Annotated in this window: 21 protein-coding genes; 13 read left to right on the top strand and 8 right to left on the bottom strand. The window is 65.6% G+C overall.

What is annotated here, in order from left to right; translation table 11 throughout:
* The first annotated feature begins 99 nt into the window (after positions 1 to 99).
* Complete coding sequence (locus JHD67_RS00660; RefSeq protein WP_199096304.1) at positions 100 to 2406, top strand: transferrin receptor-like dimerization domain-containing protein; 2307 nt, start codon at positions 100 to 102, stop codon at positions 2404 to 2406.
* Between the two features lie 76 nt (positions 2407 to 2482).
* Here the strand turns inward: JHD67_RS00660 and JHD67_RS00665 are convergent, their stop codons facing one another.
* On the bottom strand, positions 2483 to 2782 hold the full coding sequence (locus JHD67_RS00665) for a GIY-YIG nuclease family protein (protein WP_199096306.1): 300 nt from the start codon (positions 2780 to 2782) through the stop codon (positions 2483 to 2485).
* Between the two features lie 66 nt (positions 2783 to 2848).
* Positions 2849 to 3313, bottom strand: coding sequence for a hypothetical protein (locus JHD67_RS00670; RefSeq protein ID WP_199096308.1), 465 nt, complete (start codon positions 3311 to 3313; stop codon positions 2849 to 2851).
* 130 nt (positions 3314 to 3443) lie between these two features.
* On the opposite strand from JHD67_RS00670, the gene JHD67_RS00675 reads away from it, so the two are divergent.
* The 5 genes from JHD67_RS00675 (at position 3444) to JHD67_RS22220 (ending at position 7410) form a co-directional block, all read left to right on the top strand.
* The gene (locus tag JHD67_RS00675) at positions 3444 to 4100 is read left to right on the top strand and encodes a 2'-5' RNA ligase family protein (protein WP_199096310.1); all 657 of its coding nucleotides are present in this window, start codon (positions 3444 to 3446) and stop codon (positions 4098 to 4100) included.
* 146 nt (positions 4101 to 4246) lie between these two features.
* Positions 4247 to 4852 carry a 2'-5' RNA ligase family protein gene (locus JHD67_RS00680; protein ID WP_199096312.1) on the top strand — a complete coding sequence of 202 codons (606 nt, stop codon included), beginning with the start codon at positions 4247 to 4249 and terminating at the stop codon, positions 4850 to 4852.
* Positions 4853 to 4939: 87 nt separating this feature from the next.
* The gene (locus tag JHD67_RS00685; protein WP_199096314.1) at positions 4940 to 6337 is read left to right on the top strand and encodes a M20/M25/M40 family metallo-hydrolase; all 1398 of its coding nucleotides are present in this window, start codon (positions 4940 to 4942) and stop codon (positions 6335 to 6337) included.
* Between the two features lie 88 nt (positions 6338 to 6425).
* The gene (locus JHD67_RS00690; RefSeq protein WP_199096316.1) at positions 6426 to 7193 is read left to right on the top strand and encodes a class I SAM-dependent methyltransferase; all 768 of its coding nucleotides are present in this window, start codon (positions 6426 to 6428) and stop codon (positions 7191 to 7193) included.
* Positions 7194 to 7197: 4 nt separating this feature from the next.
* A complete protein-coding gene (locus JHD67_RS22220) occupies positions 7198 to 7410 on the top strand; it encodes an oxidoreductase-like domain-containing protein (RefSeq protein ID WP_233171538.1) in 213 nt (70 codons plus the stop codon).
* A 31-nt stretch (positions 7411 to 7441) separates the two neighbouring features.
* Here JHD67_RS22220 and JHD67_RS00700 read toward each other — a convergent pair whose 3' ends face one another.
* On the bottom strand, positions 7442 to 8536 hold the full coding sequence (locus JHD67_RS00700) for a linear amide C-N hydrolase (RefSeq protein WP_199096319.1): 1095 nt from the start codon (positions 8534 to 8536) through the stop codon (positions 7442 to 7444).
* Between the two features lie 193 nt (positions 8537 to 8729).
* Between JHD67_RS00700 and JHD67_RS00705 the strand changes: the two genes are divergently transcribed.
* The 4 genes from JHD67_RS00705 (at position 8730) to JHD67_RS00720 (ending at position 12218) form a co-directional block, all read left to right on the top strand.
* Positions 8730 to 9542, top strand: coding sequence for a creatininase family protein (locus JHD67_RS00705; RefSeq protein ID WP_199096321.1), 813 nt, complete (start codon positions 8730 to 8732; stop codon positions 9540 to 9542).
* A 47-nt stretch (positions 9543 to 9589) separates the two neighbouring features.
* Positions 9590 to 10765: a YncE family protein gene (locus tag JHD67_RS00710; RefSeq protein WP_199096323.1), complete on the top strand. Its 1176-nt coding sequence runs from the start codon at positions 9590 to 9592 to the stop codon at positions 10763 to 10765.
* A gap of 9 nt (positions 10766 to 10774) precedes the next feature.
* Complete coding sequence (locus JHD67_RS00715) at positions 10775 to 11149, top strand: nuclear transport factor 2 family protein (RefSeq protein ID WP_199096325.1); 375 nt, start codon at positions 10775 to 10777, stop codon at positions 11147 to 11149.
* Between the two features lie 73 nt (positions 11150 to 11222).
* Positions 11223 to 12218 (top strand): LLM class flavin-dependent oxidoreductase, encoded by a 996-nt coding sequence (locus JHD67_RS00720; protein WP_199096327.1) that lies wholly within the window; start codon positions 11223 to 11225, stop codon positions 12216 to 12218.
* 9 nt (positions 12219 to 12227) lie between these two features.
* Here the strand turns inward: JHD67_RS00720 and JHD67_RS00725 are convergent, their stop codons facing one another.
* From JHD67_RS00725 to JHD67_RS00745, 5 genes are all read right to left on the bottom strand, one after another.
* Positions 12228 to 13268 (bottom strand): HDOD domain-containing protein, encoded by a 1041-nt coding sequence (locus tag JHD67_RS00725; RefSeq protein ID WP_199096329.1) that lies wholly within the window; start codon positions 13266 to 13268, stop codon positions 12228 to 12230.
* Between the two features lie 99 nt (positions 13269 to 13367).
* Positions 13368 to 14627, bottom strand: a complete 1260-nt coding sequence (locus JHD67_RS00730; protein ID WP_199096331.1) for a TIGR03862 family flavoprotein — start codon at positions 14625 to 14627, stop codon at positions 13368 to 13370.
* Between the two features lie 60 nt (positions 14628 to 14687).
* On the bottom strand, positions 14688 to 15440 hold the full coding sequence (locus JHD67_RS00735) for a slipin family protein (RefSeq protein WP_199096333.1): 753 nt from the start codon (positions 15438 to 15440) through the stop codon (positions 14688 to 14690).
* A gap of 24 nt (positions 15441 to 15464) precedes the next feature.
* Positions 15465 to 16835 carry a nodulation protein NfeD gene (locus JHD67_RS00740; RefSeq protein WP_343214275.1) on the bottom strand — a complete coding sequence of 457 codons (1371 nt, stop codon included), beginning with the start codon at positions 16833 to 16835 and terminating at the stop codon, positions 15465 to 15467.
* A 926-nt stretch (positions 16836 to 17761) separates the two neighbouring features.
* Positions 17762 to 19786: a serine protease gene (locus JHD67_RS00745; RefSeq protein WP_199096335.1), complete on the bottom strand. Its 2025-nt coding sequence runs from the start codon at positions 19784 to 19786 to the stop codon at positions 17762 to 17764.
* Positions 19787 to 19972: 186 nt separating this feature from the next.
* Between JHD67_RS00745 and JHD67_RS00750 the strand changes: the two genes are divergently transcribed.
* The 3 genes from JHD67_RS00750 (at position 19973) to JHD67_RS00760 (ending at position 22672) form a co-directional block, all read left to right on the top strand.
* The gene (locus JHD67_RS00750; protein ID WP_199096337.1) at positions 19973 to 20845 is read left to right on the top strand and encodes a pseudouridine synthase; all 873 of its coding nucleotides are present in this window, start codon (positions 19973 to 19975) and stop codon (positions 20843 to 20845) included.
* A gap of 67 nt (positions 20846 to 20912) precedes the next feature.
* Entirely contained in the window at positions 20913 to 21977 is a 1065-nt protein-coding gene (locus tag JHD67_RS00755; protein WP_199096391.1) for a methyltransferase, read from the top strand.
* Positions 21974 to 22672, top strand: coding sequence for a 16S rRNA pseudouridine(516) synthase (locus tag JHD67_RS00760; protein WP_199096339.1), 699 nt, complete (start codon positions 21974 to 21976; stop codon positions 22670 to 22672). The genes JHD67_RS00755 and JHD67_RS00760 overlap by 4 nt, the downstream gene beginning before the upstream one ends.
* Positions 22673 to 22699 lie beyond the last annotated feature (27 nt).

Here is a 22699-nt window from a genome sequence, read left to right on the forward strand (position 1 = left end):
GCTATAACTGCCGTGTCAGGGATTCGCCGCCATGGGCGGCACCGAGGGCTGTGATGCCCGCCCATCCATTGCATGACCATTCCTGGGGAGAGCGACGGCATGACCCGATTGAAGACCCGACCGCTGTTGGCGGCCTGCCTGCTGGCGACCATGGGCAGTGCCCTGGCCGCGAACGATCACGGCCAGGGCAGCCCGATGCTCGGCTTCACCGCGCAAGGCACCAGTGACCAGCAGAGCCTGGAGCAGCGTTTCGATGCCTTGCTCGACCCCGCTGAACAGCGCGAATGGCTCAAGCTGATGTCGGCCGAACCCAACCAGGTGGGCTCACCGCACGACAAGGCCAATGCGGAGTTCATGCTGGCCAAGTTCCGGGAGTGGGGCTGGGATGCCCATATCGAAACCTTCGACGTGCTGTACCCCACGCCCAAGAAAGTGGCGCTGGAGCTGCAGGGGCCGCACCCCTATACGGCCAAGCTGCATGAGCCGGCGGTGCAGGGCGACGCCACGTCCGGCATCGAGAAGGATGTGCTGCCGCCATACAACGTCTACGGCGGCGATGGCGACGTCACCGCGCCCCTGGTGTACGTGAACTACGGCATGCCGGACGACTACAAAGAGCTGGCGCGGCGCGGCATCGATGTGCGCGGCAAGATCGTCATCACCCGCTACGGTGGCGGCTGGCGCGGCCTCAAGCCCAAGCTGGCGCAGGAGCACGGCGCCGTGGGGTGCCTGATCTATTCCGATCCGCGTAACGATGGCTATGGGGCGGGCGACACCTATCCGGACGGTGGCTGGCGCCCCGCTGACGGTGTGCAGCGCGGTTCGGTAGCCGATATGCAGCAATACCCGGGTGACCCGCTCACCCCGGGCATCGGTTCCACGCCGGACGCCAAGCGTCTGGCACTGAAGGACGCCAAGACCATCCTGAAGATTCCGGTGCTGCCCATTTCCTACGCCGATGCCACGCCGTTGCTGCAATCGCTCACCGGCGATGTGGCGCCAGCCGGTTGGCGTGGTGCGCTGCCGCTCACGTATCACGTGGGGCCGAGCAATGCGCCGGTGCATCTCACGGTGCTATCCAACTGGGGCCAGAAGCCCGTGTACGACGTGATCGCCACGCTCAAGGGTTCCACCGAGCCAGACCAGTGGGTGGTGCGCGGCAACCACCACGATGGCTGGGTGTTCGGTGCGTGGGACCCCCTCTCGGGCAACGTGGCGTTGCTGGCCGAGGCCAAGGCCATCGGCACGCTGTACAAGCAGGGCTGGCGCCCCAAGCGCACGCTGGTCTACGCCAGCTGGGATGGCGAAGAACCGGGACTGCTCGGCTCCACGGAATGGGCCGAAACGCATGCCAAGGAGTTGCAGCAGAAAGCCGTGCTCTATCTCAACTCCGATACCAACGGCCATGGTTTCCTCAATGCCGGTGGCAGCCACTCGCTGCAGCATCTGGTGAACGAGGTGGCGGCTGGCGTCGCCGATCCGGAAACCAAGGCCAGCGTGCTCGATCGCATGCGTGCGCGCTTGCTGGTCGATGGCAACGGCAAGGATGCGCGCCCGTCGACCAAGGAAGACGCCGCCGTGGCGGAGAAGGGCGGTGACGTGCCGATCGGGGCGCTGGGCTCGGGCTCGGATTTCAGCGCGTTCCTTGAGCACCTGGGCGTCGCTTCGCTGGATCTGGGCTTTGGGGGCGAGAACGACAGCGACGGCGTGTACCACTCGGCCTACGACTCGTTCGATCACTACGTACGCTTTGGCGACCCCACCTTCCAGTACGGGGTGGCGCTGTCCAAGGTGGCTGGCCACATCATGCTGCGTACCGCCGACGCCAGCGTGGTGCCGTTGCGCTTTGGCGACTTCAGCGACACGCTGGACCGTTACGTGGCCCAGTTGCACAAGCTGATCGAGGACACGCGCAAGGACACCGACAAGCAGCACAAGCTGCTCGATAGCGGCGCTTATGCGCTGGTGGTCGATCCGGCGCGGCCGGTACAGCCGCCTGCGCGCGATTCGGATGTCGGTGCCGTGCAACTGGACCCGCTCGATCAGGCAGCCAAACAACTCAAGCAAAGCGCACAGGCCTACGAGGCCGCGTACAACGCGCGAGCCGCCACCGGCTTCGACCTGCCCGCCGCGCAGCTGCGCGAACTGAATGCGTTGATGGCGCAGATGGAGCAGGCTTTGTCCGATCAGGCCGGTTTGCCGGGGCGCCCCTGGTTCAAGCACATGATCTACGCGCCGGGCCTGCTTACCGGCTACGAAGTAAAGACCGTGCCGGGTGTACGCGAGGCGCTGGAGGCGCGTCGTTGGGATGAAGCCAGCCAGTACGCCACGGTGACGGCCAAGGTGCTGGATCGCTACCGCGCCCAGCTCGACCGACTCACGGCGATGCTCAAGAAGACCTCCTGATCCGCCGGTAAAGGGACACGGTGAGGGTGGGTTGATGGTCGACGCAGCGCGACCTCAACTCACCCGGGCTGGCGGTTCATGCCGGCAACGCACTGTCAGCACCCGCCTGGAGATAGGCGAGCTTGCGCTGCTTGGGCAGGCGTTTGATTTCCCATTCGGCGCGCGATGCCTGCGAACGATTGGCATATGGCCGTGTGCCGAGTAGGCGCGTGGGTGGATGCGAGCGTGTGTAGCGCGCGCCCTTGCCGGCCGCATGGGCCTGGTAGCGCGCTTCGACGTCGTTGGTGATGCCTGCATAGTACGAACCATCCTGGCACTCGATCAGGTACAGCCACCAGGTGATGTCAGCGGCGGTGGAGGCGGAGTCGGGCGTCATCGGGGCAGCACAAAGGCGGGTGGGTACACCCGCGCAGTGTCGCGCATCGATGACCTCGATGCGACCTCAATAGGTGGCAGCGCGCAACTTGGTGTTGGCGAACAGCGCCACGATCCAGCCGAACAGCAACATCGCCGCCAGGTTGGCAACGAAGCTGAAGGTGCTGAAATGGGGCGGGGCGTGCAAGGCCGAGAACGGCACCACCAGATAATTCATCACCGCAAAGATCACCACGCCGTAGCCGATGCCCCACCACGGCCATTGCGGCGAGCGGGCGATGCGCTTGCGGGTAAGCAGCACATAGATGGCGGCGATCACGATGGACATGCCCCACTGCAGCAGCATGCCGAGCGCCGCCTCGTTCCAGCCACCGGTCAACGAGACTTTGCCGAGTACGCCACCGGCGATGTACTTGAGAATGACGACGGGGTTGTAGCCGCTGATCAGCGAGGCCGCACCGACATCGAGCGTGCCCGCGACAAGACCGCCCCACACGGTGGCGGCAAGAACAGGGTGGCGCGTGCGGGGCATGGCGGTCTCCGGCAGAGGGAAGTATTCCAGCAATGGCACGACAGCTCGCGCACTCTAGTCCCTGCGGCACCCAAGGGCGATATGACTTTCCACACATCTCCAGTGCGCCGGTGCGGTTAGCATCGGCGGCATGTTGCTTTCCGATCCCCTGGCCGGCCCCGCTGAAACGCAGGTGGCCGACGTACGCGATTACCCCGAGTGGCACAAAGGGCGGGCGCGTTACGGCGCGTGGGTCGCACTGATCGAACAGCCGGCGCTGTTGGCGTACATCGACATCTGCCGGCACCGCCTGCGCGATCTATTGCACCCCTGCCCACAGCGCCAGCCGCACCTGACGGTATTCGTCTGCGGCTTTCAGCAGCCGGCGCGCGTGGAGCACGATGACTTCCCGCCCGACGCCTTGGCTCGGCAGATCGCATGCCTGGAGCATGACATGGCCGCTCCCTGCGAGTTGCCGCTGGCGCCACCGGACAGTTTCGCCAGCGCGGCCTTTATTCCCGTGGGCGATCCGCAACGGCGGCTCGCTCGATGGCGGCAATCGCTCGGTCAGGTGAGCGCGGAAATCCGTCAGTCCCCGTACGTGCCGCACATCACGTTGGGGCTTTATCGGCAACGGGTGAGTGCGGCGGTGCTGCGCCAACGCCTCGGTGCGTTGGAGGCGCCAACGATGGCGCTCGATATGACACGGTTGGTCTATGTCACCTATGCGGCCAGCGAGCTATTCGGCGCCCTGCAGGTGCAGCACAGCGTGCCGATGCGTATGCCTGCGTCTGCAGGCACGTCTTGAACCGGCGAGGGGGGTGTAGCAACTGGATCGTCGATGGATACGTCGTTGTTCCTCTACGTGGCGGCAAGCCCCGGCGCACCGATGCACCGGGCGAGGGCATTACAATGCCCATCTTCTTGGCTTTTTTCCGAGCGCCTTCGCTATCCATGTGTCCCGGCAGTCACGATCTTTTCTCTCCGCAGGCAGACCTGCTCGGCGGCGCCGCGCCCGCGCAGATCCATCGCCTGTTCTTTGCCTTGTTGCCGGATACGGGTGTTGCCGGCCAGATCCAGGCTGCCGGCGACGGCGCGGCGCGCGAGCAACAGCTGCGGGCACGCATGATCCGTCCCTCGCGCTATCACCTCACGCTGCATTTCCTGGGTGATTACCCGATGCTGCGCCAGGACATCGTCCATGCCGCCATGGCCGCCGCGGGCAAGGTAAGGGCGCAGCCGTTTGAGTTGGTGTTGGACCAGACCGCCGGTTTCCATGGCCGCGAGCCGCCCTGCGTGCTGCGTTGCAGCCAGGTGCCTGACGCCTTGCAGGCGTTTTGGCAGGGCCTGCGCCAAGCGCTCGTGCTCGCTGGCGTGGGTGCCCATCTGTCGCGCAGTTTCACCCCGCACGTCACCTACGCGTACCACCGCGGTGCGGTGCCACCGTCGGCTCCGACGGCCCCGATCCACTGGCGGGTGCAGGGCTTTTCCCTGTTGCATAGCGTGGTGGGTGGCGGCGAGTACCAGACGCTGGGCCACTGGGACTGGGGCCACGACTGAGCCGCGCTGGGCGCGTGCGTGATCCTCCCCGGCCAGCCCCGGATCGGTACATACTCACCGCTCCTTTCGACGCCGGTGAGACGCTCCATGCTGAAGACCTTGCTCGCTACCTTGCTGCCTTTGGCCATCGCCGTGCCTGCGCAGGCGGCCGCACTGGATGCCAACCAGGCTACCGCGCGGGACATCTTCAGCCACTTGATTGCGTACAAGACCGAAGTGGGGCAGGCACAGGTGCCCGTGATGGCCAACTACCTGGCGGACAAGTTCCGCGCGGCCGGCTTCCCCGATTCGGACATTCATATCATCCCGCATGGCGAAACCGCTGCCATGGTGGTGCGCTATCGCGGCAATGGCAGCGGCGGCAAGCCCATCGCGCTGATGGCGCACATGGATGTCGTCACCGCCAAGCCGGAAGACTGGCAGCGCGACCCGTTCACCCTGATCGAGGAGAACGGGTATTTCTACGGACGCGGCACCGAGGACATCAAAAGCGGTGTCACCGTGCTGGCGGCCAACTTTATTCGCCTGAAGAAAGAAGGCTTCGTGCCCACGCGTGATCTCATCATCGTCTACACCGGCGATGAAGAAACCACGCAGGACACCATGGACGACCTGGTCAAGAACCATCGCGACCTGGTCGACGCCGAGTTCGCGCTCAATACCGACGCCGGTGGCGGCGAGTTGGGCGAGAACGGCAAGCCGCTGGTGTACGGGCTGCAGACCGCCGAAAAGGCCTATGCCAGCTTTGAGTTGACCACGCGCAATGCAGGCGGTCACAGCTCGCTGCCGCGCAAGGACAATGCCATCTACGAGCTGGCCGACGCTCTGAAGAAAGTGCAGGCCTATCAGTTCCCGGTCATGTGGAACGACACCACCATCGCATCGTTCAAGGCGCTGGGCGCCACCACCCAGGGCAAGGTGGGGCAGGCCATGCGCGATTTCGCCAGCAATCCGCATGACGCAGCCGCTGCCGCGGTGCTCGCGGATGAACCATCGGAAGTGGGTAAGACGCGCACCACCTGCGTAGCGACCCTGTTGCGCGGCGGCCATGCCGACAACGCATTGCCGCAGTCCGCGACCGCCACCATCAATTGCCGCGTGTTTCCTGGCGTGGCGATCGATAGCGTGCGCCAGACCTTGCAGGACCAGGTCGGCCCCAAGGTGGAAGTGACCCTGGTCGGCAAGGCGATCACCAGCGAAGCCTCGCCGCTGCGTCCGGATGTGGTGGCCGCCGTGACCAAGGCCGTGCATAGCATTCGCCCGGGCGTGGCGGTGACGCCGGTGCAGGAGTCGGGTGCCACCGATGGCATCTATTTCCGCGCGGTAGGCATTCCCACGTACGGCGTCGGCGGCTTGTTCATGAAGAACAGCGACGCGTTTGCCCATGGCCTCAACGAGCGCATTCCGGTCAAATCGTTCTACGACGACCTGGCCTACTGGCATGTACTGCTCACCACGCTGGCCGGTCCCCCTGTGACCCAGTGAACGTTCTGTTGATGTGCCCAAATGCATGCTGCGGTTTACCCTGAGTGGGCGCAGAATGGCGTCCCTACACCTGTCACGGAGTACGTATATGCGTCCGACCGCTCTCGCAGTGCTGGTAGCCCTGGCTTTCCCTGTTACCGCTGCGCTGGCTGATGCGCCGGCGTCGTCGGGCACCCCCGCCTATGTCACCGCCGCCGTGAACGATGCGGCGCGCAAGGACGATGCCGTCAACGACCAACGCCGCAAGATCGCCGACCTGATGACCTTCGCCGAGGTGAAGCCGGGCCAGGCGGTGGTAGACCTGATTCCAGGCAGCGGTTACTTCACCAAGGTCTTCAGCGGCGTCGTGGGACCCAAGGGTCGCGTCTACGCGGTGTGGCCCAACGAATACGGCATGGAGGCCAAGTCCGACGTACAGGCGTCCAAGGCCCTGGTGGCCAACCCTCACTACGCCAACGTCGGCGTGCTGATGGTGCCTGCCAAGGAGTTCAAGACGCCGGAGAAGGTGGACGTGGTGTTCACCTCGCAGAACTACCACGACTACCCGGACAAGTTCATGGGTAACGTGGACCCGGTCACCTTCGACAAGCAGGTGTTCGATTCGCTCAAGCCCGGGGGCTTGTTCGTGATCGTCGATCACGTGGCCGAGGCGGGCTCGGGCATGCGCGATACCGACACGTTGCATCGCATCGATCCGGCCATCGTGCGCAAGCAGGTGGAGTCGGTGGGCTTTGTGTTCGATGGCGAGAGCAGTGTGCTGCGCAACCCCGCCGATCCACACACCATCAAGGTGTTCGACAAATCCATCCGTGGTCACACCGACCAGTTCGTCTATCGTTTCCGCAAGCCTGGATAATCGTTTGACTGTGTTGTCGCAAGCGCCGACCACGGAGGGCGCACAGGCGCCCTCCAACGATCCACCACCGGTTCGCCCGCAGCGTCCCGACGACGAGGATTGCTGCGGGCAGGGCTGCGTGCCCTGCATCTTTGATCTTTACGATGAGGCCATGGGCCGCTACCGCGAAGAACTCGCGGCATGGCAGGCGCGTCACCCCGGCCAGTCGCCCGCGTAGGCTCGCCTGGGCGCAGCGGATCGGGCCAACCCTAGGGCGCGGGCGCCGGCATGAACTGGAACGAGGGCGTATCGACGAATTGCGCCGATACCTCTCCGCTATAAACCTCGCCATGCGCCAGGGTGAGTTTTTTCACCGGTGCTCCCGGCTTGAAGTCGAGCTGGTGCAGGTTCACCCAGAAGGTGTTGGGCCGCGTCGCGGAATCAAAGTAATAGACCAGGTTTTTCTGGTCGGACACCGTGCGCCATATGGTCGATGAAATATTGGGTTGCCCTGGCGTGGTAATGCCTAGCGGCACGCTCACCGCACGCTGCACGCTCATGACCTCGGCAACCGCCTGATAGGCGTAGGACTGCTGCGGCACGCCCACGATGTAGTTGGGCGCCAGCTTCTTGGGCACGGCGTCGAGCAGGAACGAGGCGCGCGCAAAGCGATCGGCGGCACGGTTGGTGCCCGGCAGAAAGGTAAGCCCGCCGATGGTCTTCCAATACTCGTTGATGGCCAGCTGCTCCTCGTAGATCGGCGAGTTGGTCATCACCTTGTATTGCCGGCCGTGATGGATCACCAGCTTGCCGTCGACGTATTCGAGAATGGCCGAGTCGCCACTGGCGTCGGACATCGACAAGTGCAGCGTCAGTGGCTTTCCGTTGGGCAAGGGCGGCGCAATGATCTGGAACGGCTCCTTGGCCAGTACCTTCACCGCCTCGTCGACCGTGGCGAAATTGTCCAGCACGTATTGGCCCCACAGGCTGATCGACACGTGCGGGCGCTGGGGATCGGGTTTGCCGTAATCCGTTTCGGCCAGATAGAGCGCATTGATCACCAGCCCCTTTTCGTTCATGCCATCGGTGCTGCCGATGTCGTAACCGGCCGTGATGAGGCTGCCATAGCGTGACGTCCAATGCGGCGAGTGAGGGCCGGCTTGGCCGTCGCGCTTGATGCCGGCGGGAAACACCCAGAGGTTGGACTGCATATCCTCGGCCCAATCCATATTGCGGCCCGTGATGACGGTGTTGTCGTCGCCCACGTAGAGCGTGCGTGTGCAGGCGTAGCCGACCGATGCGGCCAATGAAGCCGTCAACGCGGCGGACAGGGCGACAAGGGCAAGGTAGGGGCGGCGGCTCATGGCGGCGATCCGGCAGGGGCGGTGAACGATTCCGCGCAACAAACCACGCCCTGCATGAAGGCACCGTGTAGCGCGACAGCGCAGCCCCTCGTCGCCTGCGCGCGGATACGGCAAGCTATGCCACTCAGAGCGGAGCATGGCGGCGATGTCGCCCGCGCCATCGCTCCTTGGAATGCCATCAGGATGTCGCCCCATGCCTCATGCCACTTTGCGCGCGCTGGCCCTGGCCGCGCTGCTTGCCACCAGCACGCTCGCGGCAGCGCAGACGCCGCACACCGTGCTGCTCGAAAACCTTACCTGGACGGAAGTCCGCGATCAGGTGCAAGCCGGCAAAACCACCATCATCATTCCCATCGGCGGCACGGAACAGAGTGGCCCGGGCATCGCGGTGGGCAAGCACAACGCCCGCGCCGCCTACCTGTCGCAGAAGATCGCTGAGCGCCTCGGCAACGCGCTGGTGGCACCCGTGGTGGCCTATGTGCCCGAGGGGGGCTATGCGCCGCCGTCATCGCACATGCGCTTCCCCGGCACCATCACGATGCCCGATGCAGTGTTCGAGCAGATGCTGGAGTCCGCCGCGCAGAGCTTTGCCGTGCACGGCTTTCGCCATGTGGTGTTCCTGGGCGATCACGGCGGTTACCAGAAAGATCTGGAGCGCGTGGCGGCTCGGCTCAACAAGGCCTGGGGCGGCAAGGCCACGGCCATCGTGCCGCCGGAGTACTACGCCAGTTCCTCGGATGGCTATGCCGCACAGTTGCGCCAGCGCGGCTTCCGCGACGATGAAATCGGCACGCATGCGGGCCTGGCCGATACCTCGCTGCAACTGGCCGTGGCACCACAAATGGTGCGCCTGGAGCAACTGCAGAAGGGTCCCCGGCTCGGGCCGGCCGATGGTGTCTACGGTGGCGACCCGCGCCGGGCCTCGGCCGACCTGGGTCAAATCGGCATCGATGCTATTGTGGTACATACCGTCGATGCCCTGAGGAAAGACACACAGGCGCATTGATGCCCTTCGGGGTGGACCTTCAATCTCCACGGACTTGTTGATTGCTTATGGCCAACACGCATTCCCCGCGTTTTTCCCGTCTGTTCCGCCTGGCACCGTTCGCCTTGGGTGCACTGGGCCTTGCTGGGGCCGCCATGGCCGCGTCCACCGTGACCACGGTGCCCGGCATGCCGCCGGTGACCAACCCGGCCAACATGTACAGCGAGGCGGGACTGAACAAGCTCAGCCCGGCGGTGAAGGACGATCTTCAGCGCATCTATGTGCCGAACCTGCGCTCCAACGACGTGTATGTGATCGACCCGACCACCTACAAGGTGGTGGACAAGTTCAAGGTCGGCGAGGGTCCGCAGCACGTGGTGCCATCGTGGGATCTGCGCACGCTGTGGGTGACCAACAACGCCGAGCGCAAGGACACCGGCAGCCTTACGCCGATCGATCCGCGCACCGGCAAGCCGGGCAAGGCCGTGCCGGTGGATGACCCCTACAACATGTATTTCACCCCGGATGGCAAGCAGGCCATCGTGGTGGCCGAAGCGCACGCGCGCCTGGATTTCCGCGATGCGCACACCATGGCGCTGCAGTCCAGCGTGCAGGCGCCGGAGTGCAAGGGCATCAACCACGCCGACTTCGCCATCGACGGCAGCTACGTGATCTTTACCTGCGAATTCACCGGCAAGCTGGTGAAGATCGACATGCTCAGCCGCAAGGTGCTCGGCTACCTCGATCTCTCCAAGAAAGGCATGCCGCAGGACATCCGCGTGTCGCCGGAAGGCAAGACCTTCTACGTGGCGGACATGATGGCCGATGGCGTGTACCTGGTGGATGGCGCCAGCTTCACGCAGGTGGGCTTTATCAAGACCGGCGTGGGCACGCATGGCCTGTATCCCAGCCGGGACGGCAGCAAGTTGTATGTCGCCAATCGCGGCTCCAACAAAGTGCATGGTCCGCGGGGTGGCAAGGGCAGTGTGTCGGTGATCGATTTCGCCACGCAGAAGGTGGTGGCCAACTGGCCGATTCCCGGCGGTGGCAGCCCGGACATGGGCAACGTGAGCGCGGATGGCAAGACGCTGTGGCTTTCGGGTCGTTTCGACGATGTGGTGTATGCGTTCGATACCGCCAGCGGCCAGGTGCGCATCATCAAGGTGGGCCAGGAGCCGCACGGTCTGGCGGTGTGGCCGCAGCCGGGCCGCTACTCGCTGGGTCACACCGGCATCATGCGCTGATCGATGGGCATGCCCGCGCCGTTGACCGACGATCCCGCCGCCGTCATCCAGCGTCAGCTGGAGGCCTACAACCGCAAGGACATCGATGCCTTGCTCGCCACTTACGCCCCCGACGCCGAGCAATATGTGTTGCACGGCGATCGTCTGGCCAAGGGGCATGCGCAGTTGCGCCAGCGCATGCTGGCGCGCTTCGCCGAGCCGAACCTGCATGCGCGCTTGTTGAGCCGCACGGTGATGGGCGCGGTGGTGGTGGACCTGGAAGAAGTGACGCGCAACTTCCCCGAAGGCAACGGACGCATGGAAATGCTCTGCGTGTACGAGGTGGTCGAGGGCCGTATCGCGCGGGCCTCGTTCGCACTGGGCACGCCAACGCTAGAGGGCTGAATCGGCCCTCGGCGGGGCTGGCATTTGCCGGCGGCGTCCCCACATGAAGGGCTTCCCCGTCGAGGAAGCCCTCATGGTTCCGTTTTCCGTACTCGATCTGGCGCCCGTCACCGAAGGCAGCCACGCCAGCGAAGCCTTCGCCAACACGCTGGATCTGGCGCGTCGCGCCGAAACGCTCGGCTATACGCGCTACTGGCTGGCCGAGCATCACAACATGCCGGGTATCGCCAGCGCGGCCACGGCAGTGCTGATCGGCTATGTGGCCGGTGGCACGTCCACCATCCGCGTGGGCGCGGGCGGCATCATGCTGCCCAACCATGCTCCGCTGCAGGTGGCCGAGCAGTTCGGCACGCTGGCGTCGCTGTATCCGGGTCGCATCGACCTGGGCCTGGGTCGCGCGCCCGGCACCGATCATCCGACCGCGCGCGCATTGCGCCGCTATTTCGATAGCGCCGAGCAGTTTCCGCAGGATGTCGCCGAGCTGCTGTCCTATTTCGAACCGGCCACGCCGACACAGGCGGTGCGCGCCGTGCCAGGCGCGGGTATCGAGGTGCCGGTGTGGCTGCTGGGTTCCAGCTTGTTCAGCGCGCGACTGGCTGCGGCGATGGGCTTGCCGTTCGCGTTCGCCTCGCACTTTGCACCGGATGCGATGGACGAGGCGCTGGCGCTGTATCGGCGCGATTTCCGGCCATCACAGCGCCTGCAGGCGCCGTACGCCATGCTTGGCATCAACGTCGTCGCCGCGGGCAGCGATGCGGAGGCCAAGCGCCTGTTCACCACGCAGCAGCAGAGCTTTATCAATCTGCGCCGTGGCCGCCCCGGATTGATCCCGCCGCCCATCGACACTATCGAGGATTACTGGACGCCCACCGAAAAGTTCGGCGTGGAGCGCGCGCTGGCGTGTGCCGTCATCGGCGACGCGCGGACCGTGCAAGAGGGCATCGAAGCCTTTGTGGCGCGTCATCGCCCGGACGAGCTGATGGTGACCGCCAATGTGTTCGAGCATGAAGCGCGATGCCGCTCGTTCGCCATCGTGGCCGAGGTGCGCCAGCGGCTGATGGCCGCCTAACGGCGAAACTCAACTTGGCGTGAAGTTCTGTTGCAGGTCTTGCTGGCAGCGTGCCAGCAATTGCGATGGAAGCTGCGCCAGCGGATCGTCGGCGTAGCCGGTGTCGGCTTCCACCAGGCCTTGCTCGACCAGCAATTGGTACATGGCCAGTCGCTGGGCGGCATGCAGCACGCGGCTCAGCGGCAGGGAAATGCCGCGCTGGTCCAGCGTGGTGAGTTCGGCGAGCGCGTCGAGCACGTTGGCCGGCAGTTCCCAGTAAAGGCCCGCTTGCAGGGTAATGTGGGAGGCCAGTGCGGCGCAGCCGGCGATAAAGGCCGGCGAGCTGGCCGGCGGGCCGCCGTCCAGCTCCTTGTCCAGCACCCGCGCCACCGCGCCCAGGCCGGCGTAGCCGACCAGGCCGGCCAGATACGCCTCGAACGGGTCGCATTGGCCCTTGCTGAGGAACACCGCCGCGTGTGCGCAGCGTTCGGCGTGATCCCACAGGCGCTGGCCCACCATCTGGCCGCTGGCGCCGGCGCTCGCCATCAGGATGGGCTTCATCGCGTAGGACGACACCACGTGACGCAGGCCGATCTGGCCGAGCAGCACCACCGCGTGCTGCAGGCTGCCCACCGGGTGGGCGGTGCGATAGGTAACGCTGCCGGTGACGCGCATGACTTCGCCTACCAGCACCGGGTCGCGCTTGATGAGGTCGGCAAGCTGGGCGCCGCTAAGGTCGTCGTTGCGCATGGCGCGCATCAGTTGCGGCAGCACGGCGGGCATGCGGGGCAGGCTGCGCACGTCGAAGCGATCGTCATCGCACAGCTCGTGCAGGCGGTGCAGCAGGGCCTGCTCGCGGCTGGGGTTGGTGTTGCCGCTGGTGCTCACCAGTTGATTGAGCACGAACCGGTAGAAGCACTCCTCCAGTTCATCCCCGGCGAGAGCGGCATGCGGTTGTTCCTCGGGCATGAGCGCCACCGGCGGCGTGGCCGAGGCGTCCGCCAGCGGGCGCGCGGCCGGCTCGTCGGACGCGCGTTCACGTGCGAATAGCCGCCCCCAGATCCCCATCATTGCGCTGTGTGCTCCCTCGTAGCCCGCTGCCGCTTCGCTTCTGTATCGGCGCGGGAGCTAAAACATAAAGGCTGTCTTCAAGCGCCTGCGAAGCCCTGCTCAAACGGTCGCCTGATGCTGCAAGCCCTTGATCCATTGAACTGCCCCGTGCCCTGCACGGCGTCCACTGGCGAAGCAGGCGGTGAGCAGGTAGCCACCGGTGGGGGCTTCCCAGTCCAGCATTTCGCCGGCACAAAACACCCCGGGCAGGGCGCCAAGCATCAGCTGCTGGTCGAGTGCTTCCAGGCGCACGCCGCCGCCGCTGCTGATGGCCTCTTGGATGGGGCGCGCACGCCGCAGGGTCAGCGGCAGTTGCTTGATGGTGCGGGCCAGGGTGTCGGCGTCGTGGAACTGGGTGTGGTCCAGCACCTCGTGCAGCAAGCCCGCCTTGACGCCGGCAAGGCCGGTCTGGCGGCGCAGGTGCTCGCTCATGGAGCGGCTGCCGCGCGGCTTGGCCAGGTCGGTGCGCAGTCGCTGCAGACTGCGGTCGGGGGCCAGGTCCAGGTGGATGGTGGTGCTGCCATGCGCGGCGATGGCATCGCGCAATTCGCCGGAAAAGGCATAGATCAGGCTGCCTTCGATGCCGGCGGCGGTGATGACGCATTCGCCCTGGCGCGCGTGCTCGCCGCCGGCCGCGTCGTGCAGGTGGATGGCCACCGGCTTGAGCGGGGAGCCGGCGAAACGGCTGGACAGGTGCTCGCTCCAGCCGATGTCGAAACCGCAGTTGGCGGGCACCAGCGGTGTCACGTCCACCCCGCGCTGGCTCAGCCACGGTTGCCAGGCGCCGTCCGACCCCAGCTCCGGCCAGCTCGCCCCGCCCAAGGCCAGCACGGTGGCGTCCGCGCGGATGGCGCGTTCGCCTTCGGGGGTATCCAGGCGCAGGCTGCCATCCTCATGCCAGCCCAGCCAGCGATGGTGCACGTGGAAACGCACGCCGCTGTCGCGCAGGCGGCGTACCCAGCCGCGCAACAACGGAGCGGCCTTGAGATCGCTGGGAAAGACGCGGCCGGAACTGCCGACAAAGGTCTCCACGCCCAATTCGCGTGCCCAGGCGCGCAGGGCGTCGGCATCGAATGCCTCCAGCCACGCGCCCACCTCGGCGGCACGCTTGCCGTAGCGCTGCACAAAGGCCGGCTTGGGTTCGCCGTGGGTGAGGTTCATGCCGCCCTTGCCGGCAATGAGGAACTTGCGGCCCACCGAGCCCTTGGCTTCGAACACATCCACTTCCAGGCCCGCCGCACGCGCCGTTTCGGCGGCGATCAGGCCGGCGGGGCCGCCGCCGATGATGGCGACACTGACGTGGGAGGGCGTGGCTTGCATGGCGGGCGCGCTGGCGAAAGGCCGGGCATTGTATCGCCAAGCCGCCCGGCGCCCGTGGGCTTAGCCGCTGAGCCGGTCCAGCAACGGCTTGACCAGATCCAGCGGCAGCGGGAAGACGATGGTGGAGGCCTTGCCGTTGCTGGACATGTCGGCGAGGGTTTGCAGGTAGCGCAGCTGCAATGCTTGCGGCTGCTGCGCCAGCAACGCGGCGGCATCGCGCAACTTCTCGGCCGCCTGCAGCTCGCCTTCGGCATGGATGACCTTGGCGCGGCGCTCGCGTTCGGCCTCGGCCTGGCGGGCAATGGCGCGCACCATGTTCTCGTTGAGGTCCACGTCCTTGATCTCCACGTTGCTCACCTTGATGCCCCACGGGTCGGTGGCTTCGTCCAGGATCTGCTGCAGGCTGTGATTGATCGAATCGCGCTGGGAGAGGATGTCGTCCAGCTCGTGCTGGCCAAGCACCGAGCGCAGGCGTGTCTGCGCCAGTTGGCTGGTGGCCTGTAGAAAGTCGGCCACCTGCAGCATGGCCTTGTCCGGTTCCATCACGCGGAAGTACACCACCGCGTTGACGCGCACGGACACGTTGTCGCGCGAGATCACATCCTGCGGTGGCACGTCCATCACGGTTACGCGCAGATCCACGCGCATCATGCGCTGCACCACCGGCACCAGGATCACCAGTCCCGGCCCTTTGGTGCCGGTGTAGCGGCCAAGCGTGAGCACCACGCCGCGTTGATACTCCGGCAGCACCTTGATCGACAGGAACAGCAGCGCCGCCACCCACACCACGATCACGCCGAAAAAGCCGAACATACTTTCGTCCTCCGTCGATCCGCGCTAGGCGGATATGACCCGCAGCAACATCCCATCGCGCCCCACCACGCGCACCCGCGCACCGATAGGCAACGACGACTCGCAGCGCACGCGCCATTGCTCGCCGCCAATGCGCGCCCAACCTTCGCAGCCCGCATCGACGGCTTCGAGCAATACGCCGGTGCTGAGCAGTAGTTGATCGTTCCCCTGGAACGGCCGCGCGCGCCGCGCGCGCGCCACCAGTCGCAGCAGCAGCACCAAGGCCACCACGCCCACGAACGCCATGCCGCCGATCACGCCCAGGTTCACGGCGTAACCGGGTACGCCGGTGTTGAACAGCATGATCGAGCCGATCACAAAGGCGACCACGCCACCCAGCCCGATCGCACCAACGGATGGCACCAAGGCCTCCGTCAACACCAGCCCAATACCCAGCACCATCAAGGCAAGGCCGGCATAATTCACCGGCAGCAATTGCAGCGCGTAAAGGCCGATCAGCAGGCAGATGGCCCCGGCCACGCCTGGCAGCAGCACGCCGGGATGAAACGCTTCGAGCACCAGCCCATAGATACCCGCCATCAACAGCAAGTACGCCAGCGTGGGATGCGTCACGATGCCGAGAAAGCGCGTGCGCCAGTTGGGTGGGTAATCGCGCACGGGCAAGCCACCCAGGTGCAGCACCATCTCGACACCATTCACGCGAACGTGGCGTCCGTTGGTGTTTTCCAGGAGCGTGCGCGTATCGGGAGCGATCAGGTCGATCACATGCTTCTGCAGCGCTTCCTCCGCCGTTAGCGTGGCCGCGCCGCGTATGGCTTGCTCGGCCCAATCCGCGTTGCGTCCGTTGAGTTGGGCGAGTGAGCGCAGAGAGGCGACGGCATCGTTGAGCACCTTCAGCGCCTCGGCATCGACCACCGGTTTATTCGTGCTGCCCGAAGGGGCTGGCGCGTTGCTGGAGGGCAGCGGATTGTCGCCACCGACCTGCACGGGCGTGGCCGCGCCCAGATGCGTGGCGGGGGCCATCGCGGCGATGGGGCAGGCGTAGAGAATGTAGGTACCTGCGGAGGCCGCGCGTGCGCCCGCGGGGGCCACGTAGCCGAGCACGGGTTGTTTGGCAGCGAGCAGGCTGGCGATGATCTGGCGCATGGCGTCGGAGAGTCCGCCGGGCGTGTCCAGTTGCACGATGACCGCACTGGCGCCATCGCGCGCGGCGCGTTGCAGGCTGTCGTCGACGTACTCGGCCGCCGCGGGGCCGATGGGTCCCTGCAGTTCGATCCTCGCCACGAAAGCGCCAGGGCGCGCGCCGCCCTCAGCGGCGGGTGCAGCCACTGTGGATACGGCGAACGCTGCGCAGAGGCATGCGCTTGCCCACATCCCGGCCAGCCATCGCGTCACGCGGGGCTCCTTGAGGGTGGCTGGGCGCACTTTGCGCTTTGGGGTGTTGTTTCGGTGTGAGACGGGGGGTTGTTTCTACGGCGCAGTGGCGCGTGCGGAACGCGGAGCGCATCCTCTCCTGCATCACCAAACCCGCCCCAACTCCGTCGTCGTCCCTGCGAAAGCGGAAGGGGCTTTTCAGCCGCCGAAGGGTTGGTCGTCCAGCGTACGTCGTTCTTGTGATGCCGAGCGGCGATCGGGCTCACCGGCGGCGGGCTTCCTCTGTCCTGCCGGCCAGCGGATCACTTTTCGCCGAGTGGCCAGAGAAAAGTCACCCAAAGAGAGGCCACCCCCGATGTCGCGCCCGAAGCGGAGCGGAGCCAAGGCAGGAGCAAACCCAAGCCAAACTTGCACAAGTTGAACTTGGCTTTTGCCCCGTCACGTGACACCGCGAATGCGCATGTTCTGTGTATGCGCTCTATGAAGTGCGATGTGCCGCTTCGCGGCACGAGCCTGGCGGGTGGTGGGCCCCCTGTGTGGCGGTGAGGGGTGGACGGAAAGGCCCGCAGGGGGATCGGCAGGGAGGCCGATCCCTTTTCGCCCGGGCAGGAGCCCGGTCGAAAAGCCCGGCCGCCCCTCACGCACTTGCCGAGCGAATAGCTCAGCAAGCGCCACACCGGGGGTGCCCTTCTCTTTGGTTACGTTCTCTTGGGCACGCAAGAGAACGTGACCCGGCCTCCGGCAGGAGGACGGAAGCCCGCCGCAGGCGAGCACGCTGGCCACAACGCCAGATCAAAAGTGAAAGACACCAGCTGACCAACCCTTCAGCGGCTGAAAAGCCCCTTCCGCTTTCGCAGGAACGACGAGGTAGGGCGAGGCGGGACTAGGTGCACCGCCGGCCACATCAAGAACCGCGCGGAGCGCCACTCGCGCCCCGCGCGCCATCCTCAATGCTCGTTCACCTGCAACTTCTCGGTCAGCAGGTTCAACTTACCCTTCATCGCATCTTCCGGGCGCGGTCCATCCACCCCGTAGAACGCGGTGTAAAGCACGGCCGGCTTGGTATCGGCGGAGACGGCGGTGCTGCCCACGGTGCCGATATAGGTCATGTCGTTCTCGCTATACGGCACACCGTCGTCCGGGTGATCGCGGTGGACGATCTTGTTCCAGTGATTGCGGTAGCTGTCGTCCAGATCGTCGGATGGCGCCACATGGCGGTTGATGCCGATGTGCTCGGCATTATCCACGTTGGATTTCACCACCACGTTGGACACATCCCATACGACCTTGCCGCCGTCCTGGAAGTAGGACATGCCAAGCACCAGCTGGCTGTCCTGATCGATCTTCTGCAACTGCGGCGTATAGGCAAAGCCAAGACGCTTGGACTGATAGCGGAAGTCATTGCCGTAGTCGAAGCGAATGGCGATGTCGGCGAGTGCGGCGGGCAGCAGCTCGGTGTTGCCGAGGAATTCCTTCCACTGCGCCAAGGTGCCGCTATAGGAGACATACACGAAGTCGGTCAGCGCGCTCAGGTCGATCAGCGCCTCGTGTTCGCGGCGAGCGGGTACCACGCGCACCATGGCGGCATAGCCGTCGGGCACCGGTAGCAGGAAGGCCACGATCTTGGAGTTTTCGTAGGGAATGGGCCATACCCGCACCTGCCAGCGGCGCTGGTAGTGATCGGTGTAGGGGCGCTGTTCGGTGGGCTGTCCCAGCGAGGTGATCTTGACCTGCTCGGAGCCCACGGTGCGCTGCATCGGCGCGCCCTTGAGCAGCAGATCCATGAACAGCTTGGGGTCGTTATAGAGCTGCTTGGCGGTTACGTTGTCGGGCTTGTGCAGGTGAAACATCACCTGGCTGCCCACCGCTGCCTTGGCCACATAGCCGTTGCGGTCCAGGCTGCCCTTGCTCTCCGACGGCGTGGCCACGGTCCAGATACCGGTGTTGGCGCGTCGCATCAAGGTGGGGAAGGGGTTGAGATTGGAGCCGCCGTGCAGCAAGCGGTTGGCGCCCGTGCTATTGGGGAAGAGGTTGCCCGCGTTCTCTGTCAGCAGCGCGTGCAGTTCCTGGTCGGCATTGGCGTTGTAGAACTTCTGATAGGTAGCGCTGAAGTCGGCGAAGCTCTTGGGCAGCGGAAACTGCGCCTTGAAGCGGCCAGCGTATTTGGCCTCGATCACGTCCAACTGGTACAGCTCGCGCGTGTCCGCGTCGGCCTGGTTGGCGGGCGCCTTGAGCACCATGTCGATGGGCAGCGCATAGTTGAGGTTTTCGTCCGGCGATTTCATCAGCACCACGCCGATGACCTTGCCGTCCTTGTCCAGCAGCGGGCCACCGCTGTTGCCGGGCGACGCGGCGGCGGAGAAACGCATCCACTTCCAGCGGCCGTTCTCTTCCTCCGGCGTTTGCGAGGTGTACAGGCCGTCGCGAATCACGATGCCGGTACCCAGTGCGTTGCCTACGGCGTAAACCACGTCGTTCATGGCCGGCTGGGTGTTCGCTTCCAGCGGGGCGATATGGGGCGGGTTCTTGAGTGTGAACTCGACGAAATCTTCCTGCAGCGAGAAGCGGGTGATCTTGTCGATGGCGTAGACCTGCCCGCTGGCGTCGCGAATGGCCGGTTCGCCCATCAGGCTGTCGATGCCGATGGAAATGACATGGCCGGCGGTGACATAGCGATTGTCGCCCACGGCAAAGGCGGTGCCCACCGAGTAGTACTTGTCGTTGCGCATCTGGAACGGCAGTTGATCCAGCGGCAGCGGCTTTTCGTAGGTCAGCGGGTCATTCACCGGCTTGGGAATCACCACCTCGAAGGTGGCCGCCTGCACGCGCGGCAGCACGGCAGGGTCCAGCGTCGCGGCGCTCAGCGCGGGGGCTGCCAGCAGCGCGAGCCAGGCCAGCCAGCGCAGGGCCGGTTGCCCGGACGTGCGCGGCGCTTGTTGCTTCTGTCGAACGCGGGCGAGCCGCTGATCCATGTTCCACCCCTGCCAAGTTGTCCCAGGCGCCGCGCACAGGCGACGCCATGTCCTCGGGCTTGCGCCCGTCCCGCTGCCGAGTGTAGCCAAGCTCATGGGGTGATCGCGATGACCGGCATGGGGCGCGGTGATGGCAGCCGCGTCGGCGTAATAAGCTGTGGACTTGTTCGCCAGCCTTCTCGCCGTATGTCGATCGCCGCCAGTACCGTGCAACTGCCTCCCGGCCCTTGGGCTTCCGTGCTGGAGGGTTTGTGTGTCCTGTTTCCGCAGATCGGGCGGGCGCAGTGGGAGGACCGTTTCGCACGTGGCCGCGTGCAGGATCGCAACGGCCAGCCGCTGGCCGCCGATACGCCGTACCGGGTCGGCCTGGATGTGCGCTACTTCCGCGAGGTGGTGGACGAGGCGCCGATTCCGCTGCGCGAAACCTTGCTGCATGTCGATGAGCATCTGGTGGTGGTGGACAAGCCGCCGTTTTTGCCGGTGACGCCGGCTGGGGGCTTCGTGCAGGAAACGCTGCTGGCCCGGCTGACGCGCACGCTGGGGCATACCCAATTGGTGCCGCTGCACCGTATCGACCGTCACACCACCGGGCTGGTGCTGTTCTCGGCCCATCCGGCGAGCCGAAGCGCGTATCAGGCGCTGTTCCGTGAGCGTCGCATCGACAAGCGCTACCAGGCCTGGGCGCCGCCGTTGCCTGGGCTGGCGTATCCGCACGTGCGGCGCACGCGCATCGTGGCGGGCGACCCGTTCTTTCGCATGGTGGAAGAACCGGGCGAGCCCAACAGCGAAACCTGGATCGACGTGGAGGAACGTCTGCCGCACTACTGGCGTTACGCTCTGCGGCCCATCACGGGCAGGAAGCACCAACTGCGCGTGCACCTGGCGGGGTTGGGGGCGCCGATCCTGCATGATCCGTTCTATCCCGATCTGGCCGATGCGGCGCCGGACGATTACGCACATCCCCTGCAATTGCTGGCCAAGGCGTTGCGCTTCATCGACCCGCTCAGCGGCGAGCCACGCCATTTCGAGAGCGAGCGTGTGCTGCTGACACCCGCATAAAGGCGTTTGGCGGAGTGGGCCGGTAAACTATCGGGCCGTTGTCCGTCTCCCTGGATCGATCCGCGTGATGCCTACCGCTTTCCCTGCCGCCGCCGATGACGCCGCGCTGGAGGCCCTGTTCGTTCCTTTCGAAACGGGTGCCCTGGCGTTGCCGGCCGATGGCCGCGTGCTGTTCCTGCGTGCCCGCGATGGCTTTCGCCTGCGCGAAATGGCGCGTCCCGGCTGGGTGTGCGAGCAGAGCTTCAAGCCCTTTGCCGACGCGTTGCGCGGCAGCGGCCTGGCGTTGGCCGACCCGGCCGATACCTCGCACTTTCCGTGGGTGCTGGTGCTGCCGCCTCGCCAGCGCGACGAGGCGCGGGCGCTGCTGGCGCAGGCGGTGCATCGCGCGGGCACCCACGGCGTGGTGCTGGCGGCGATGACCAATGCCGAAGGGGCGAAATCGGGGCAGGCCGATTTCGAGCGCCTGCTGGGTGCGTCGTCGTCCTTGTCCAAGCACAAATGCCGCGTGTTCTGGGCCAAGGTCGGCGCGAACGTGGATAGCGGTTTGCTCGACGCATGGAGCGCGCTGGATGCGCCCCGGCGCAATGAGGCCGGTTACGTCAGCCGTCCCGGCCTGTTTGCCTGGGATCGGGTGGACAGTGCCTCGGCGCTGCTGGCGGAGCATCTTCCCGATGACCTGGCGGGCCGCGTGGCCGATCTCGGCGCTGGCTATGGGTATCTTTCGGTGCAGGTGCTGGCGCGTTGCGCAGGTGTCACGGCCATCGATCTCTACGAGGCCGAGCAGCGCGCATTGGCGCCTGCGCAGGCCAATCTCGACGAGGCGCTGCGCGTGCATGCGCGCACAGCCACGGTCGCCCTGCATTGGCACGATGTCACCCAGGGACTGGGCCAGCGCTACGACGCCATCGTGAGCAACCCGCCGTTCCACCAGGGGCGCGCGGATCTACCCGAACTCGGGCGTGCCTTCATCGACACGGCGGCGAACGCACTCGCGTCGCACGGCCGGTTGTGGATGGTGGCGAACCGCCATTTACCTTACGAAACCACACTGTCCGCACGCTTTGGCGAGGTGCGCACGGTCATTACACAGGCAGGATTCAAAGTGATCGAAGCACGCGGAGTGCGCGCATGAAACTGGTCAAGCTGATCGGCAATCTTGGCTATGGCAGCCGCAAGGAAGTCGCCCTGATGTTTCGCGAAGGGCGCATCACCGATCCCGATGGCGAGGTGTTGTACGCCGATGACCAGGTGCCGCACGAACACATTCGCATCGACGACGAGCCCCTCGATCCGCCGATGGGCCTGGTGTTGGTGATGAACAAGCCGCTGGGCGCCACCTGCTCACGCAAGGACCAGGGCCGGGTGGTGTACGACCTGCTGCCGCCGCGCTATCGCCGCCGCGATCCGGCGTTGTCCACGGTAGGGCGTCTGGACCGCGACACCTCGGGCCTGTTGCTGTTTACCGACGATGGCACGCTGCTGCACCGGATCATTTCGCCGCGCGCCAAGGTGGCCAAGGTGTACGAGGCCACGCTGGCCAACGATCTGCGTGGTGACGAGGCTGCCTTGTTCGCCAGCGGTACGATGATGCTGGAATCGGAAACCGACCCGCTGGAGCCTGCGTCGTTAGAGGTGCTGGAGCCGCGTCGCGCGCGCCTTACGCTGACCGAAGGGCGCTATCACCAGGTGCGCCGCATGTTCGCCGCGGTGGACAACCACGTGGAAACGCTGACGCGTATTTCGGTCGGGCAGTTGGGGTTGGGCGATTTGGCGCCGGGCGCGTGGCGTGCGCTGGAGCCTCACGAGATCGCACAGATCTTCGAATGAACCGCCAGCCCGAGGCGGCGCGAGCAA

It is taken from the genome of Dyella sp. ASV21, from assembly GCF_016428975.1.
Lineage (GTDB): Bacteria > Pseudomonadota > Gammaproteobacteria > Xanthomonadales > Rhodanobacteraceae > Dyella.